The sequence below is a fragment of the Paraplanobispora takensis genome, assembly GCF_016863195.1.
Lineage (GTDB): Bacteria > Actinomycetota > Actinomycetes > Streptosporangiales > Streptosporangiaceae > Planobispora > Planobispora takensis.
Window position 1 is genome coordinate 183,291 of sequence record NZ_BOOK01000004.1, and the last position, 16,094, is coordinate 199,384.

The 16,094-nt window shown below is 71.6% G+C and carries 19 protein-coding genes; 9 read left to right on the plus strand and 10 right to left on the minus strand.

The features are described from left to right. Nucleotides 1-82 precede the first annotated feature (82 nt). Together Pta02_RS03425 and dapA are read right to left on the minus strand one after the other, a co-directional pair. Complete coding sequence (locus Pta02_RS03425; protein ID WP_203873159.1) at nt 83-1,768, minus strand: ribonuclease J; 1,686 nt, start codon at nt 1,766-1,768, stop codon at nt 83-85. Between the two features lie 166 nt (nt 1,769-1,934). Next, nucleotides 1,935-2,861, minus strand: coding sequence for a 4-hydroxy-tetrahydrodipicolinate synthase (gene dapA, locus Pta02_RS03430; protein WP_203873160.1), 927 nt, complete (start codon nt 2,859-2,861; stop codon nt 1,935-1,937). A 416-nt stretch (nt 2,862-3,277) separates the two neighbouring features. Between dapA and Pta02_RS03435 the strand changes: the two genes are divergently transcribed. Both Pta02_RS03435 and Pta02_RS03440 read left to right on the plus strand, forming a co-directional pair. Continuing rightward, the gene (locus Pta02_RS03435) at nt 3,278-4,003 is read left to right on the plus strand and encodes a GntR family transcriptional regulator (protein WP_203873161.1); all 726 of its coding nucleotides are present in this window, start codon (nt 3,278-3,280) and stop codon (nt 4,001-4,003) included. A 162-nt stretch (nt 4,004-4,165) separates the two neighbouring features. Then, nucleotides 4,166-4,858 (plus strand): JAB domain-containing protein, encoded by a 693-nt coding sequence (locus Pta02_RS03440; protein WP_203873162.1) that lies wholly within the window; start codon nt 4,166-4,168, stop codon nt 4,856-4,858. Between the two features lie 856 nt (nt 4,859-5,714). Here the strand turns inward: Pta02_RS03440 and Pta02_RS03445 are convergent. Then, nucleotides 5,715-6,047 carry a hypothetical protein gene (locus Pta02_RS03445; RefSeq protein WP_203873163.1) on the minus strand — a complete coding sequence of 111 codons (333 nt, stop codon included), beginning with the start codon at nt 6,045-6,047 and terminating at the stop codon, nt 5,715-5,717. Between the two features lie 110 nt (nt 6,048-6,157). On the opposite strand from Pta02_RS03445, the gene Pta02_RS03450 reads away from it, so the two are divergent. After that, complete coding sequence (locus tag Pta02_RS03450) at nt 6,158-6,640, plus strand: GntR family transcriptional regulator (protein WP_203873164.1); 483 nt, start codon at nt 6,158-6,160, stop codon at nt 6,638-6,640. Between the two features lie 58 nt (nt 6,641-6,698). Next, nucleotides 6,699-6,839: a hypothetical protein gene (locus Pta02_RS03455; protein WP_203873165.1), complete on the plus strand. Its 141-nt coding sequence runs from the start codon at nt 6,699-6,701 to the stop codon at nt 6,837-6,839. Nucleotides 6,840-6,854: 15 nt separating this feature from the next. Here Pta02_RS03455 and Pta02_RS03460 read toward each other — a convergent pair whose 3' ends face one another. The 4 genes from Pta02_RS03460 to Pta02_RS03475 all read right to left on the minus strand — a co-directional run bounded on the left by Pta02_RS03460 (nt 6,855) and on the right by Pta02_RS03475 (nt 10,012). Further along, entirely contained in the window at nt 6,855-7,328 is a 474-nt protein-coding gene (locus Pta02_RS03460; RefSeq protein WP_203873166.1) for a peroxiredoxin, read from the minus strand. A gap of 152 nt (nt 7,329-7,480) precedes the next feature. Beyond that, nucleotides 7,481-7,939, minus strand: a complete 459-nt coding sequence (locus Pta02_RS03465) for a GNAT family N-acetyltransferase (protein WP_203873167.1) — start codon at nt 7,937-7,939, stop codon at nt 7,481-7,483. A gap of 94 nt (nt 7,940-8,033) precedes the next feature. Next, entirely contained in the window at nt 8,034-9,056 is a 1,023-nt protein-coding gene (locus tag Pta02_RS03470) for a hypothetical protein (protein WP_203873168.1), read from the minus strand. Between the two features lie 56 nt (nt 9,057-9,112). Beyond that, a complete protein-coding gene (locus Pta02_RS03475) occupies nt 9,113-10,012 on the minus strand; it encodes a DMT family transporter (RefSeq protein WP_275423553.1) in 900 nt (299 codons plus the stop codon). 163 nt (nt 10,013-10,175) lie between these two features. Between Pta02_RS03475 and Pta02_RS03480 the strand changes: the two genes are divergently transcribed. The 4 genes from Pta02_RS03480 (at nt 10,176) to Pta02_RS03495 (ending at nt 14,061) form a co-directional block, all read left to right on the plus strand. After that, nucleotides 10,176-11,585, plus strand: coding sequence for an aminotransferase-like domain-containing protein (locus Pta02_RS03480; protein ID WP_239129513.1), 1,410 nt, complete (start codon nt 10,176-10,178; stop codon nt 11,583-11,585). 179 nt (nt 11,586-11,764) lie between these two features. Then, nucleotides 11,765-12,382 (plus strand): CGNR zinc finger domain-containing protein, encoded by a 618-nt coding sequence (locus tag Pta02_RS03485; RefSeq protein ID WP_203873171.1) that lies wholly within the window; start codon nt 11,765-11,767, stop codon nt 12,380-12,382. 127 nt (nt 12,383-12,509) lie between these two features. Then, on the plus strand, nt 12,510-13,121 hold the full coding sequence (locus Pta02_RS03490; RefSeq protein ID WP_203873172.1) for a GNAT family N-acetyltransferase: 612 nt from the start codon (nt 12,510-12,512) through the stop codon (nt 13,119-13,121). Between the two features lie 70 nt (nt 13,122-13,191). Then, nucleotides 13,192-14,061 (plus strand): 1,4-dihydroxy-2-naphthoate polyprenyltransferase, encoded by an 870-nt coding sequence (locus Pta02_RS03495; protein ID WP_203873173.1) that lies wholly within the window; start codon nt 13,192-13,194, stop codon nt 14,059-14,061. A gap of 41 nt (nt 14,062-14,102) precedes the next feature. Here the strand turns inward: Pta02_RS03495 and Pta02_RS03500 are convergent, their stop codons facing one another. From Pta02_RS03500 to dapB, 3 genes are read right to left on the minus strand one after another with little or no spacing between them, the layout of a single operon-like run. Then, entirely contained in the window at nt 14,103-14,612 is a 510-nt protein-coding gene (locus tag Pta02_RS03500; protein WP_203873174.1) for a GNAT family N-acetyltransferase, read from the minus strand. Beyond that, the gene (locus Pta02_RS03505) at nt 14,581-14,757 is read right to left on the minus strand and encodes a hypothetical protein (protein WP_203873175.1); all 177 of its coding nucleotides are present in this window, start codon (nt 14,755-14,757) and stop codon (nt 14,581-14,583) included. Before Pta02_RS03505 ends, Pta02_RS03500 begins: the two co-directional genes overlap by 32 nt. Nucleotides 14,758-14,814: 57 nt before the next feature. After that, the gene (gene dapB / locus Pta02_RS03510; RefSeq protein WP_203873176.1) at nt 14,815-15,552 is read right to left on the minus strand and encodes a 4-hydroxy-tetrahydrodipicolinate reductase; all 738 of its coding nucleotides are present in this window, start codon (nt 15,550-15,552) and stop codon (nt 14,815-14,817) included. 212 nt (nt 15,553-15,764) lie between these two features. On the opposite strand from dapB, the gene Pta02_RS03515 reads away from it, so the two are divergent. Continuing rightward, nucleotides 15,765-16,067 (plus strand): hypothetical protein, encoded by a 303-nt coding sequence (locus Pta02_RS03515; protein WP_203873177.1) that lies wholly within the window; start codon nt 15,765-15,767, stop codon nt 16,065-16,067. Nucleotides 16,068-16,094: the final 27 nt, after the last annotated feature.

Consider the following 16,094-nt stretch of genomic DNA (forward strand, 5'->3'; position numbering starts at 1 on the left):
TCAGGCCGGGAGGCGGTGTCGGAGACGGCGGGGCGCCGAGTGAGAGCGCCCCGGTTCGCGCGTCGCCGTGCGGGCGGGCGGCTCAGACCTCGACGACCACCGGGATGATCATCGGGCGGCGGCGGTAGGTGTCGCTCACCCAGCGGCCCACGGTCCTGCGGACCACGCGGCGGATCTGCTGGATGTCGACCACCCCGTCGGCGGCGTTGTCCTGCAGGGCCCTCTCGACCTGGGGAATGACCTCGTCGAAGCGGTCGGGGTCGATGCCCGAGCCGCGGGCGTGGATCTCGGGCCCGGCCGTCAGCTTGCCGGTGTTCGAGTCGACCACGACGACGACCGAGATGAACCCCTCCTCGCCCAGGATCCTGCGGTCCTTCAGCGCGAAGTCGGTCACGTCGCCGACGGAGGTGCCGTCCACGTAGACGTAGCCGGCCTGGACGGCGCCCGAGATCCGCGCGCGGCCGTCGATGAGGTCGACCACCACGCCGTCCTCGGCGATCACGATGTGATCGTCGGGCACGCCGGTCAGCGCGGCCAGCTTGGCGTGCGCCCGCAGGTGCCGCCACTCGCCGTGCACCGGCATGAAGTTGGACGGCCGGGTCAGGTTGAGCACGTACAGCAGCTCCCCCGCGGCCGCGTGCCCGGACACGTGCACCTTGGCGTTGCCCTTGTGCACGACCCGGGCGCCCCAGCGGGTCAGCCCGTTGATCACCCTCGTGACGGCGGTCTCGTTGCCCGGCACCAGCGAGGAGGCCAGCAGCACGGTGTCGCCCTCGGCGATGCGGATGGGGTGGTCGCGGTTGGCCATGCGCGACAGCGCGGCCATCGGCTCGCCCTGGGAACCGGTGCAGATCAGCACCACGTCCTCCGGCGGCCAGCCCTCGATCTCCTTGGAGTCGACGATCAGGCCCGGCGGCACCTTCAGGTAGCCCAGGTCGCGCGCCACGCCCATGTTGCGGACCATGGAGCGGCCGATCAGCGCGACCTTGCGGCCGTGCCTCTCGGCGGAGTCCACGACCTGCTGGACGCGGTGGATGTGGGAGGCGAAGCTCGCCACGATCACGCGCTTGGTCGCGGTGCGGACCACCTCGTCGATGACCGGCGCGATCTCCCGCTCGCTGGTGACGAAGCCCGGCACCTCGGCGTTGGTGGAGTCGGACATCAGCAGGTCGACACCCTCGCGGCCGAGCCTGGCGAACCCGCCCAGGTCGGTCAGGCGCCCGTCGCTGGGCAACTGGTCCATCCGGAAGTCCCCGGTGTGCAGGACGATGCCCGCGGGCGTCCTGATCGCGACCGCCAGGGCGTCCGGGATCGAGTGGTTGACCGCGAGGAACTCGCAGTCGAACGGCCCGAACCGGTGCCGCTGCTCCTCGGCGACCTCGACCTTGACCGGCTGGATGCGGTGCTCGGTCAGCTTGGCCTCGATCAGCGCCAGGGTGAGCCTGGAGCCGACGACCGGGATGTCGCGACGTTCGCGCAGGAGGTACGGCACCGCGCCGATGTGGTCCTCGTGGGCGTGGGTCAGCACCACGGCTTCGACGTCGTCCAGGCGGTCGCGGATGTAGTCGAAGTCGGGCAGGATCAGGTCGACTCCGGGCTGCTCCGGTTCGGGGAACAGCACTCCGCAGTCGACGATCAGCAGGCGGCCGTCGAACTCGAACACCGCCATGTTGCGGCCGATCTCCCCGAGCCCGCCCAGCGCCACGATGCGCAGCGCGCCCTCGGGAAGCAACGGGGGCGGGCCGAGTTCGGGATGGGGGTGACTCATCCGGTCACACCTCTCTCACATGTACGAACTCACATGTACGAACGAACCTCCCGGACGACCGGACTGCCCCCTCGCCGAGCACTCCGGACTCCATCGGGTCCCTGCGTCGGTCGTTCAAACCGTCGTTCCTCCCTCCAGCGGCCCTCTGCGGCCGCGACGTTCCGTCTCATGCCACGACCCCGTCGGACAGCTTCACGCCGCCCGCCACGAGGTCCTCGCGCAGTCGCGCGATCTGCTGTTCGGTGGCCTCCGCCAGCGGCAGCCGTACGGGCCCCGCGGGCCGGCCCACCAGCGCCAGCGCCGCCTTGACCATGATCGCGCCTCCGGCCTGCATCATGATCCCGGAGACGACCGGGAGCAGACGGCGGTGGACGGCCAGCGCTCCGGCGACGTCGCCGGAGCGGTACAGCTCCATCATGGTGGCGATCTCGGCGCCCACGACGTGGCCCACGACGCTCACGCATCCGGCGGCGCCGACCGAGAGCCAGGGCAGGTTCAGGGTGTCGTCACCCGAGTAGAAGACCAGGTCGGTGGCCGCCATGACCTGCGACCCCGCGAAGAGGTCGGCCTTGGCGTCCTTCACCGCGACGATGCGCTCGTGGTGCGCCAGCCGGAGGAGGGTCTCGCTCTGGATCGGCACACCGCTGCGGCCGGGGATGTCGTAGAGCATGACCGGCAGCCCCGTGGCGTCGGCCACGGCGGTGAAGTGCCGGTAGAGCCCCTCCTGCGGGGGCTTGTTGTAGTACGGCGTCACCACCAGCAGGCCGTGGGCCCCGGCGCGCTCGGCGGCGCGGGCCAGCTCGATGCTGTGGTGGGTGTCGTTGCTGCCCGCTCCTGCCACCACGACGGCGCGGTCGCCGACCGCTTCGAGGACGGCGCGCAGAAGGCGCTCCTTCTCCTCGTCGGTGGTGGTCGGGGACTCGCCCGTCGTGCCGCTCACCACGAGGCCGTCGTTGCTCTGCTCGTCCACCAGGTAGGTCGCCAGGCGCTGCACCGCCTCGTAGTCGACCGCGCCGTCATCGGTGAACGGTGTCACCATGGCGGTCAGCATGCGGCCGAAGGGGGCGTCGGAGGTCGTCATTGGTGCTGCCATAGACGGAACGGTACCCGGATCCGGCGGGACGGTGGACGCCGCCACCCCGCTCCGCCCGCCCGGCGAGCCGCTCACGGCTCCCCGGGGGCCCGTCGAACGGTCGATGACCCCAAAGCACTCCTAATATCCCGTAACTCCACCTTCACAGGACATTCCCCGATCAAAGCCCCGAAACTCCCCCCGGGCACACGAAAGAGGCCGCCGATATGTGCTCGGGGGTACACACATCGACGACCTCTACCGTTCAATCGGGGGCGCCCACGGAGGTGTTACACGATCTCCGAGAGATTTTTCCCTTCCGGGAGAAGGCCTGCGGAAGGCCCTAAAGTTGGAGCTCCAAATTCCTGCCATTACCCTGAGTTTTCCGCCGAATACGCCAGGATGGGACATCGTCCAAGAACCTTGGGATGGATCACGTGGCAAGTTCCGATCCGGTCTACCTGCGCGTCGTCGCAGACATCCGCCGCCAGATCGTCGACGGATCGCTGCCCCCCGGCGCCCCGATCCCCTCGCGGGCCCAGCTCACCCGTAAGTACGGCGTCGGCGAAACCGCGGCACGCCACGCGCTGCGCGTGCTCGCCTCCGAAGGCCTCATCGTCGGCCGTGTCGGCTCCGGCCACTACGTCCGGGCCAGACCCGTGCTCCTGCCGCTGTACCGATGGCGGTTCCACGACAACCGCGTCCCCTTCGGGGCCGACCTGCCGTCGCAGGGCACCCGCACCACCTGGGACTGGCGCGCCGAACCCGCCGAGGCCACCCCCGACATCGCCCAGCGGCTGCGCCTGAAGGAGGCGGCCCCCGTCACCCGCATCCGCTACGTGTTCCGCGGCGACGGCAAACCCGTCCAGCTGGCGACCTCCTACGAACCCGCCGGGCTCGGCGAGCCCGTGTCGGACGAGACCCAGCGGGCCCTGATCAACCGCATCTCGTCGGCCGGCATGAAGATCACCGAGGTCGTGGAGGAGGTCTACACGCGCGTGCCCCAGCCCTCCGAGAGCGACGCGCTCGCCCTGCCCGCCGGCGTGCACGTCCTGCACGTCGAACGCACCCACTGGGCCGGCGACCGCCCCGTCGAGACCAGCGACATCGTCATCCCCGGCGACCGCTTCCGGCTGGTCTACTCCCAGTCCCTGCACTCCTGAGGCACTCCCCGCCCTCCCGCGGGACCTGCCCGGCCCCGCGCCTCCGGGCGGGATCACCGGGGCGGACCGGCGCGTCCGCGCGGACCCACCGTGATCATGACGGCACGGAATGTCGGCATCCACTGGTAGAACGGGAACGGTTTCCCACGCCGGAGGTGCCGATTGCGCGTCAAGGACATGCCCCCGGGCGACCAGCCGCGTGAGCGGCTCCTGTCGACGGGGGCGGCGGCCCTGGCCGACCGCGAGCTTCTGGCGTTGCTTCTCGGCTCGGGCAGCCGGGGCGCCAACGCGGTCGAGCTCGCCTCCCGCCTGATCGCCCACTGCGGCGACCTGCGCGGGCTGGCCCGCTCCGACGCCCACCGCCTGATGACGGTCCCGGGCGTCGGCCCGGCCAAGGCCGCCCGCGTCATCGCCGCCTTCCATCTCGTACGGCAGGCGCAGACGGAGCCGGAGCGCCGCCGCATCACCTGCTCGGGCGACCTGGCCGCCGTCGCCTCCCCCCTGCTGCGCGACCTCGGCCACGAGCGTGTGGTCGCCGTGATCTGCGACTCCGGCGGCTCCGTGATCCGCAGGGTGATCGTCAGCGAGGGCGGCAGCGACCACGCCCTCGCCCCCGTCCGGGAGATCGTCACGACCGTCCTCACCTCCGGCGGCGCCTCCTTCGGCCTGGCCCACAACCACCCCAGCGGCCACCTCGACCCCAGCCCCGCCGACCTCGACGTCACCGCCCGCCTGCGCCTGGCCGCCGAGACCGTCGGCCTGCGCCTCCTCGACCACCTGATCGTCACCGACACCGCCTGGCGCCGCGTCCCGGACCCCGGGGACGCACCTTCCCCGGCGCCGCTGGACGAGTGAGCCCGAAGCGGGTGGGGGCGCGCCGGGGGGGCGGGCCCGGCCGTGGGATGCGCCCCGGCAGAGCGGGTGCCGCCCACCCGGGCTGCGCCGACGATGCCGAGTCCGCCCACGACACCAGGACGCCCGGACACGAGGACGTCCGCGACGAGGAGTGGGCGAGGGGTGCCGGGCACCCGCCGCCGTGCGGCGCAGCCCGGGTGGGCAGCACCCGGCTCACTGCGGACGCGCTCCACGGGTGGGCGACACCCGCCCCGCACCGCCGTACCCGCCTTCAGCCCCAGGAGCTACTCGTCTCGGCCTTCCGAGGACACCGGACTCCCAGAACCTGCCGGACCTCCGGGTCCCGGAGTTCCCGGATCTCTCCGGTCTCCCGGGCCCGTCCGGCTGAGGACCCGGTCCGGGCATCACCCATGCCCGGACCGGGTTGCCGGTCGTTGTCGACGTCCGGACGGCGACAACGCCCCGGATGGCCTCGACCCCCTCCAGACCCGAGGCCACGATGGACCCCGGCAGGCGGGCGCGCACTGCCGGGGAACCCGGATCCGGCAGACAGACGCGCGCCTGCCGGAATTCCGCACCCGGCAGGCGAGCGACACACCTGCCGGGAACCCGCTCCCGGCGGGCGGTGTGGGAACGCCCGCCGGGATCTTGGTTGGTGGCCCCGGCACCCCTCAGTCCTCGGGGCCACCGCCCGGCCCTTCCGGCGTCTCAATGCGCCCGGAAGGCCGGGAGTCTCTCCGCCGGCAGCACAGGGATCACGCCCATGCCGCCAGGCACATCTTTCACAGGCTCGTCGCCCACCACCGCGGCGGTTTCACGGCCCGCCACCCACCGCCGCCCGGCCTACACCCGATCGTCATCGCGCACTTCCCATGAGCAGCCGGATCCACAACTCCTGCGTCTCCTTCGTCAGCAGCCATGGAGACTCGTGCACCACCGTCGACTTCGGCCCGCGGTGCGTCCGCCGGATGAACATCAGCCCGCCCGCCTGGCAGAGCTCGTAGAACGTCGCCTTGCAGTCGCACGTGTGCTCCCTTATCCGCACCCGCGCCGCCCTGGCCTGCTCTTCCCTCCAGTCGATCTGTTCGCGCTCCGCCTGCAGAGTCCCGATGTGGAAGCTGTGATGCCGATTCCTCGGCTCCCGAGGTGTCGCATCCGCCTCATTGCCCCGCACCTCTCCGTCGAGCACTCGATAACCATACGTCTAGTTGTATTCACTCGTCAAAGCAGAGGTGTCAGTTCCCCTATTTAGATGACCCATTTTGTGAGAGGCCGTCCCTATTCGTCTATCCTCAAGCAGTGCTCGACTATGAAGGAGACACCCACCTCTACCTGCAAATCGCCGAAATCATCCGCCATAGGATCACGGAAGCCGACCTCCCACCCGGGCATGCCGTTGCCAGCGAGGCGGATATCCGCAACGAGTTCGGCGTGGCCAGGACGACCGCCAGAAGAGCCGTCCAGATCCTCAGAGACGAAGGACTCGTCTACACGGTCCAAGGGGAGGGCACCTTCGTCGGCCCACCGGACAAAGGACCTCGACAGGCTCGCAAGACCCCGATGTACCGGCAGATCGCAGAAGAACTCGTCGAACTCATCCGCAGCGGTGACCTGAGGCCTCGCCGTCCCATTCCCAGCGAGACGGCACTGGTGGACCGATACGACGTGGCCAGAGAGACCGCGCGGCGCGCCGTCGGCCTGCTCCGCGAACAGGGCTGGGTCTACACCGTGCCGCAGCGTGGGAGTTTCGTCTCTCCTGAGGACGACTGGCCGGAGAAGTAACCGCAGATCGTTTCCGGTTTCCCATGTCCGGTCGTATCTGCACGTCCAACCTTTGACTGTGCTCGACAGACAAGGGCCTGTGCCGGTTTACATCCAGATCGCCGACATGGTGCAACGCCGCATCATCGCCGACCGCATCCGGCGCGGCGAGATCGAGGTCAACCGCAGGATCCCCAGCGAGAAGACGCTCATTTCGTGAAAGCCGACGCCCCGATCAGGCGGACCGGGCGCGGAGGACTTCCAGGGCTCGGTCGGCGTGGATGTTCATGTTGGCCTCGTCGTGGATCACTTCGAGGATGCGGCGGTCGACGTCGATGACGAACGTCATCCGGCGGGTGAGGAAGGGGCCGACGGCGTAGCTGCGGCGGGCGCCGAGGCTGCGGGCGACGACGCCGTCGGGGTCGGACAGCAGCGGGAAGCCGAAGTCGTAGGTGTCGGCGAAGCGCTTCTGGCGCGGGACGACGTCGCGGCTGATGCCGACCGGGCAGGCGCCGGCCTTGGCGAAGTCGTCGGCCAGGTCGCGGAAGTGACAGCTCTCCAGCGTGCACCCCGAGGTCAGGGCCGCCGGATAGAAGAACAGCACCACCGGCCCGTCGGCCAGCAGGTCACCGAGCTTGCGGGGCGTTCCGGTCTCGTCGAGCAGTTCGAAGTCCTCGACCACATCCCCGACCGCGACACTTCCGGCCACGACGTCCTCCCGGTGGTGCTCGAAACCCTCCGGCGGGCCGCTTGTGGCGGATCGGCCGGAGGGTCGGTGTCCTCGGATCCTGCCCCGGCGCCCGCGCTCGGCCCTGCGGCGGGGCGGGGTCCCGGAACAGGATCAAGGATGGTGCCCCGGGTTCAGTCGAGCAAGAGCTCCGCGACTATCTCTCCTTCGAACACCTGCCCGGTCGGCCGGAAGCCGAGCTTGAGATAGAACTCCTCGGGACCGTGCTCGTGCTCCTCCCAGAGCACGGTGACGCGCTTGGCGCCCCTGCGCCGGGCCTCCTCGCAGAGCTCCCGCACCGCGAAGCGCCCGTATCCCTTCCCCTGGTGCTCGGCGGCGATGTTCAGCCGCCAGATGCCGCACTGGAAGAAGTCGATCGGGGAGTCGAATTCGAAGTTTCCCATGATGAACCCGACCACCTCCTCCCCGTCGCAGATCAGGCGGGGCCAGGCCGTCTCCCGGGAGGCGTAGGCCTCGGCGAGGGAGCGCTCGACCGGGGCGACGGTCCCCTCCTGCTCCGGCCGGATCCTGATCTTCAACGCGGCGCCGAGGTTGTCCCGGGTCACCTGCTCCAGGCGTAATGATGAACTCATGCGCCGACGGTAGACCCTGCCACCGACAGAGTTGACCTCTCGATCCGCCGGCGCCCGCGATCCCCGGGTACGGCGGGCGCCGGAACGCGGGGATTCAGAACACAGGGATGATGTCCTCGGGGTCGAGGATGTCGACGTCGACGCCCTCGATGTCGAGCTCGGGGATGGCCGGGAAGTCGATGCCCCAGCGCTCCACGATCGCGCGGATGCGGGCCATGGCGACCCGCCAGTTCTCGGCCTGCTCCTCGTAGGAGAGCACGCCCAGACCGCCTTCGCGGGCGTGGTCCATCAGGACGCGGTGGTTGTTCATGAAGTACGGCGGAAGCTCCCAGAACCCGCCCGGCGGCTCCCAGAGGATCATGGACAGGAAGACGAACCCGGCACGGAGCTGGCGGGTGATGAGCGAGCGGGTCTCGTCGGTGAGACCGGGCCACTCGTTCTCCAGGATGGTCATGCAGATCTGCAGATGGCGTGACTCGTCACGGCCGATGCGCTGGAACATCTCGCCGAAGACCGGGTGCCGCGTGCCGGTGGCCATGCCGCGGAAGAGGGTCGAGGCCGCCATCTCGCCCATCATGAAGCTGGTGAACAGCACCGGGAGGGTGTACTTGCCGACCGCGGTGTTGTAGCCCGTCCAGTAGCGGCCGCCGTTGTGGTACAGCCAGCCGATGTTGTTGTGCGCCGCCTTCTCCAGGTCGGTGCGCGGCGTCCAGTCGAGCGGCCCGCCCGGCCAGAGCTTGGCGATGGTGCGCTGGCAGCACTCCTCGTGGTTCATCTCGTCGCGGGTGATCGAGAAGAAGCACTTCCTGACCGGGTCCTCCTCGTGCTTCTCGAACGCCTGGATGGTGGCCCGGGCGAAGACCGCCGGCCCGGAGGCGTCGAAGTTGGCCAGCACGGAGAACCAGTACATGATCCCCAGGCGCTGCTCGACGGTGAAGTCGGCGGGGTCGAGGCCGTCCCAGGGCAGGTCGGCGGGGTTCCAGAGCATGCGCTTGGACTTCTCGTAGATCGCCGCGAGCTTGGCGGTCTCGACCCGCCACTCCATCGGATAGATGTTCGGCTGCGGGATCTCCGGAGCCGGCCAGAAACCGCCGTCGGGAATCGTCAGGTCCGCCATGTCCCACCTCTTTGTGACACCGTTAGCTCACACACTGCCTCCGGATGTCACATCTTTCAAGAGCGTGCCCGCTGTGTCATGGCCACGCAGGCCAGTACGGCCAGCGCCGCCCCGATCGTCGCCGGCCCGACGTCCTCGCCGAGCAGGAGCCAGGCCCACAGCAGCGTCAGCGGCGGCTGGGCCAACTGGGTCTGTCCCGCGCGGGCGATGCCGCCCGCGGCCAGCCCGGCGTACCAGGGGATGAAGCCCAGGAACATGGAGATCAGGCTCACGTAGGCGAACCCGGCCAGCGACGCCGCGCCGGGCCGTACGTCGGTGCTCAGCGCCAGCACCGCGGTCACCGGGACGGTCAGCGGCAGGGCGACCACCAGGGCGTAGGAGATCACCCGCCAGCCGGGCGTCTCGCGGGCCAGGCGTCCCCCCTCGGTGTAACCGGCCGCGGCCGACAGCAGCGCCCCGACCATGAGCAGATCGGCCCCCGTGACGTGCCCGCCGCCCCGGGTGAGGGTGAAGACCGTGACGGACGCGGCTCCGAGCGCGCAGGCCGTCCAGAACAGCGGCCTCGGGCGCTCTCCCGCCCGCAGCACCGCGCAGGCCGCGGTCGCGGCGGGCAGCAGCCCGACCACCACGGCGGCGTGCGAGGTGCTCGCCCCGGAGTCGAGCGCGAGCCCGCTGAAGACGGGGAACCCGAAGACCACCCCGGCCACGATGACGAGATAGGACCTCAGATGCGCCCGGGGCGGCAGGATCGGCGCCCCGGCCGCCACGAGGACCACCAGGGCCGCCACCGCGGCCGCCACCGCCCGCCCGATCGCCACCAGGTAGGGGTCCAGCCCTTCCATCGCGAACGCCGTCGCCGGGAGCGACCCCGAGAACGCCAGCACCCCGAGAGCCGCCAGTCCGGTCCCCCGCCACGCCGCGCCCCCCGGTGCCGCGGAAGAAACAGGACCCCGCACGGCAGACGGGCCGGGCGACGCCGCATCGGAGGGCCCGTCGCCCGGGCGCGCGGGGGAATCCGGGGCCGGGGCCGAGGGTGCCGGAGCAGGACGGTGAGCGGGAGCCGCTACTCGCCTCGGGGTGGTAGCGCTACTGTTGTCTCTCATGAATGACGATAGCAGTATCGTCCGATTGGCGGCCATCCTCCGGCAGGAGACCGAGCGGCTCAGGCCCGGGGACAAACTGACGTCGAGCCGGGAGCTGACGCGGCTGCACGGCGTCAGCCCGGTCACCGTGTCGCGGGCCATCGGGCGGCTGGCCGCCGAGGGCCGGGTGGTCACCCGGCCGGGGAGCGGCACCTACGTCGCCCACCGGCCCGCCACCGGGAGCGGCGGCGTCAACGGCTCCGCCGACCTCTCCTGGCAGACGGTCGCGCTCGGCGACCGGGTGGTGGACGACACCGGGATCACCGGCCTGCTCACTCCCCCGCCCGACGGGGTCGTCCCGCTCACGGGCGGTTACCTCAACCCGGACCTGCGCCCGTCGAGGGCGCTCACCACGGCCGCCGCCAGGGCGATGCGCCGTCCCGACGCCTGGGCGCTCCCGCCGCTCACCGGCCTGCCCGAGCTGCGCAGGTGGTTCGCCGGGGAGGCGGGGGGCGAGGTCACCTCCGCCGACGTGCTGGTGGTCAGCGGCGGCCAGTCGGCCCTCACCCACGCCTTCCGCGCCCTGGCCGCCCCTGGCACGCCCGTGCTCGTCGAGGCCCCCACCTATCCGGGCGCCCTGGCCGCCGCGCGGGCCGCCGGGCTCCGGGCGACCGCCGTACCGACGGATCCCGGCGGAGTGCGGCCCGACCACCTCGCCGAGGCCTTCGCCGTCACGGGGGCGCGCGTCTTCTTCTGCCAGCCGACCCTGCACAACCCCACCGGGGCGACGCTCACGCTGGAGCGCCGCGAGCAGGTGCTGGCGGTGGCGAGGGCGGCGGGGGCGTTCGTGGTCGAGGACGACTACGCGCGTTACTTCACGACCGCGCCCGTCCCGCCGCCGCTCGTCGCCCTCGACGCCCACGGCACCGTCGTCCACGTCAACTCGCTGACCAAGATCCTGGCCCCGAGCATGCGGGTGGCGGGCGTGGTCGCCCGGGGGCCGGCGGCGCACCGGCTGCGGGCGAGCCAGATCGTGGAGTCCTTCTTCGTCGCCCGGCCGCTGCAGGAGACGGCCCTGGAGTTCGTCAGCTCGCCCGCCTGGCCCCGGCACCTGTCGGCCGTCACCGCGGAGCTGGCGAGCCGCAGGGACGCGCTCCTGGCGGCGCTGGCCGCCCATCTGCCCGCCGCCGAGCCCCACCTCGTCCCCCGCGGCGGCCTGCACCTGTGGGTACGGCTCCCGCCCGGCCTCGACGAGGACGCCGTGGTGGAGACGGCCGCGAGGGCGGGGGTGCTGGTGAGCCCGGGACGCATCTACTACCCGGCCGAGCCTCCCGGCCCCCGTGTCCGGCTGACCCACTCGGCGGCCGTCCACCTGCCGGAGCTGGCCGAGGGGGTCAGGCGGCTGGCCCTGGCCGTCGAACGGGTGACGGCCGCTCAGGCCCCGTGACGGCCCGGGCCCGCCGGTGCCGTTCGCGCCCGCGGGCCTTCCGGAACGCCGGACAGGCCGGACAGGCCGGACACCACATGGCGATCTCCTCTCGAACACCACCTAAGAAGGTATGAAGGTGTCTCGACGAGAGCAACCCCCTACTGCCGTACAGTGGTGGCGAAGAGGTGATCCGCCCCATGCCCAGCCCCGCCGACCTGGTGTGCGACTTCGTCAACACCTATGACGTCGAAAGCGACGCCGACGCTCTGCCCTCGCCCGCCGCGCTGGCCGCGTGGCTCGTCAAGCGCGGCCTGGCGGCCCCCGGCGACGCCGCGGGCGAGGAGGACCTGGACGTCGCCGTCCACCTGCGCGAGACGCTGCGCGCGACGCTGCGGCGCCACCACGCCCCCGGCGACGCCTCCGGCGACACCCCCGACACCCCCGATGACGCCTCCGGCGGCCCTTCCGGCGCCCTCTCCGGCGACGGTGACGAGCGCGGCTCCGCCCTGTCCCACGCCCTGGACCGGCTGCCCGTCGTGGTCGTCCTCACCTCCGGCGATCCCGGGCTGGAGCCGGTGGCGGGCGGGGTGCCCGGCGGCCTGGCCCGGATCGCCGCCGCCGTGATGGCGGTCCACGCCCAGGGGATGTGGCCCCGGCTGAAGGTGTGCACCGAGAGCACCTGCCAGTGGGCGTTCGTCGACTCCTCCAAGAACCGCTCCCGGTCCTGGTGTTCGATGAAGGTGTGCGGCAACCGTACGAAGACCCGGGCGTACCGGGCGCGCCGTCAGTCGGAGACAGGTTCGCGTCATCCGTGAGGCGGATTCCCCGATACGGTGTAACTGCCTGTCTCACGGGTCGACCCGCCTGACGCCCGCTCGTGCGGCACGAGACCCCCGAGGCAGCGCGTCATGGCGGCGTACGGCAGATAAGGAGCGGGCCGAGATGGCAGACGTAGGCGTGCGGGTGGCTCGGCACGATGATGTCGACGCGGTGACGGGCACCCAGATCCGCGCCTGGCGGTACGGCTACCGCGAGTTCCTGCCCGAGGGACCGCTGGAGCAGATGACCGGCCCGGCCGCCGAACAGATGTGGCGCCGGCAGTGGGACGAGGCGATCGTCAGCCCTCCGACCTCCCTGCACCGCGTCCTGGTCGCCGTGGAGCAGGTCGTCCTCGACACCGACGCGTTCCCCGCACTCGGGCCCGGCGGGATCGAGGCCCTGGCGGCGATGCAGGGCGCCGAGCGCGTGGTCGGCCTGGCCTCCCACGCCCCGGCCGAGGATCCGGACCTCGACCCCACCACCACCTCCGAGCTGCTCACCTTCCTGGTGGACCCCGACTACGTCCGGCGCGGCCACGGCAGTCGCCTGCTCAACGCCACGGTCGACTATCTGCGCGAGGACGGCTACCGCACGATCGTGACCTGGGTGTTCGCCGACAACCACCCCCTGCTCGGGTTCCTGGAGTCGGCGGGCTGGGGCCAGGACGGCGCCGAGCGGGTCCTGAACATGGGACGGCCGGTGCGGATGATCCGCCTGGCCACCGACATCAGTTAGCGTTCCCTCCCGGCTCCCGAGAGGCCGGGAGGGCCGCCCGGACATCTCCGAGAGGAAGATCCGCAGCACCATGGCCTCTGTCAGCCAGTGGATCGCCGGCGCCCGGCCGCGCACCCTTCCCGCCGCCGTCGTGCCCGTCGCGGTCGGCACCGGCGTGGCCGCCGGATACGACGGGGCGGTGTGGTGGCGGGCCCTGCTCGCCCTGTTCGTGGCGCTCGCCCTGCAGGTGGGCGTGAACTACGCCAACGACTACAGCGACGGCGTGCGCGGCACCGACGACGACCGGGTCGGTCCCATGCGGCTGGTCGGCTCGGGCGCCGCCTCACCGCGCGCGGTCCTGACGGCCGCCATGGCCTGCTTCCTGGCCGCCGCCGTGGCCGGTCTGGTCCTGGTCGTGGTGACCCGGGCCTGGTGGATGCTGCTGGTCGGCGCGGCGTCGATCGCCGCCGCCTGGTTCTACACCGGCGGCTCGCGCCCGTACGGCTACCGCGCGCTCGGCGAGGTCTCGGTCTTCGTCTTCTTCGGCCTGGTGGCCGTAGCCGGCACCACGTTCGTCCAGTTGGAGCGGCTGCCCTGGATCGCGGTGGCCGCGGCGGTCCCCGTCGGCCTCCTGGCCTGCGCGATGCTGGTCGTCAACAATCTGCGCGACATCGTGACCGACGGCCCGGCGGGCAAGCGCACCATGGCCGTCGTGCTCGGCGACGCCCGCACCCGCACGCTCTACGCCCTGTGCCTGATCCTGCCGCTGGTCATCTCACTGGCCCTGGCCCCCTGGCACCCCTTCGCGGCGCTGGGCGTGCTCGCCGCGCCGCTGGCGATCGGCCCGGTCAGGGCGGTCAGGCAGGGGGCCGTCGGCCCGGCGCTGATCGCGACGCTCCAGCAGACCGGCCGTCTCCAGCTCGTCTTCGGCCTGCTGTTCACCGTCGGCCTGGCGATCTGAGCCGCTCGCGTCCCGGCCACACCCTTCCTTCAGGGCCGCGATCAGAGGATCCGGCGCATCGCCACGCGGGGGGCGAGCTCGATGCCCAGCTCCCGCTCATGGGCCACCAGCGCGTCCAGCTCCGGTCCCCATTCCGCCGGGTCCAGTACGGCGAAGCCGCGCCGTCCGTACCAGGGCGCGTTCCAGGGGACGTCGCGGAAGGTGGTGAGCGTGACGGCCGGCGCCCCCCGAGAGGCCGCGTGCGCGCACAGCGCCTCCACCAGGCGCCCGCCGACGCCCCGCCGCCCGTGGCCGGGATGGACCGCGAGCTGGTCGAGGTGGACGTTCCCGTCGGCCCAGCCGAACATCGCGAACCCGACCGGCGGCTCGCCCGCGACGAGCACCCGCGAGGGGTCGTCGGTCTCCTCGATCATCGTCGTGCCCGCCGGGAAGACGATCCCCACCTGGGCGAACACCCCGTCGGCGGCGAGCTCGACGGCCGCCAGCCCCGGCAGTTCCCCCGGCCTCGCCCAGCGGACCTCAGCCGAAGTCGAAGATGGAGTGCTTGTCATAGAAGTGGAGGATATAGCGGCATCGCGTGCAGATCATCAGGGTCAACCGGTGGGAGGTGAACCCCCACCGGCCCTCCAACCGGCCCTGCTCCTGCTGGAACTCCGTGTTGTCACAGAGCGGGCAAGCGAGCTCAGGTCTCGTCATATCCATAGGACGAGCGGCCGGGCGCCGGGAGTTCCGGGCTCCCGGCGCGCATGTCCCTCAGAGGTCGAGCAGGTTCTCCAGCCCCACGGTCAGGCCCGGGATCTCACGGACCCGGCGCACGCCCAGCAGCACGCCCGGGGTGAACGACGAGCGGTTCATGGTGTCGTGCCGGATGGTGAGGATCTCCCCGTCGCCGCCCAGGATCACCTCCTGGTGCGCGATCAGCCCGGCCAGCCGTACGGCGTGGACGTGCACGCCGTCCACGTCCGCCCCGCGCGCGCCGTCCAGTTCCTGGCTGGTCGCGTCGGGCATCGGGCCCATCCCGGCCTTGCGCCGGGCCTCGGCGACCAGCTCGGCCGTACGGCGGGCGGTGCCGGAGGGCGCGTCGGCCTTGTTCGGGTGGTGCAGCTCGACGATCTCGACGGAGTCGAAGTAGCGGGCGGCCTGCTGGGCGAAGTGCATCATCAGCACCGCGGCGATGCCGAAGTTGGGCGCGATCAGCGCGTTGACCCCGGGATTGGCGTCCAGCCAGCCGCGCACCGTGGCCAGCCGGCCGGCGTCGAAGCCGGTGGTTCCGACCACCGGGTGGATGCCGTGCTCGATGCACCAGCGCATGTTGTCCATGACCACGCCGGGGTGGGTGAAATCGACCACCACCTCGGCGCCGTCCAGCCGCTCGATCGGGTCGTCCTTGTCGACCGTCGCGACCAGCTCCAGATCGCCGGCCGCCTCGACGGCCTTGCACACTTCCACACCGACGCGCCCGCCGGCGCCGAGAACACCTACCCTGATCACGCGCCCCAGGGTATACCGTCCGCGCTTCCCGACACCGCCCGGTGTCCACAACCCCCCGACCCGGGGCGCCGTGCTCCGATCGCGGAAAATCGGCGGTTCAGCTCCGCGCTCCGCCGACGTAGCGTTGAGTGTCATGCGGGCAGGCATCGTGATCCTTCCGGATCAGCCGTGGACGGTCGCCGCGCAACGGCGGCGGCGCGCCGGGGCGTACGGTGGCCGGGGCAGGGCGCCGTTTCGACGACGTCCTGGCCGCCGCCGGCCGTGATCCGGCGACCGTGGATCGATATCTGATGCTGGACCCGGCCTCGCCGGTCTACTCGCTGTCCGGCGCGGGGTTCTTCGCCGACGCGCTCGCGCGGGCGGCCGAGTACGGCTTCACCGACGCTGTCACGTACTGGCCGCGCAGTGCGGGCTGGTACGCGGGTGACGAGGCCGTCCTGGACAGGATCGCCGCCGATGTGCTGCCGGGTCTGCAGCCGCCTGGGCGGGGCACGGACTCCGGCGCCCGGCCCTGAGTTCCGCGCCGTACGGGATGCGGCGCC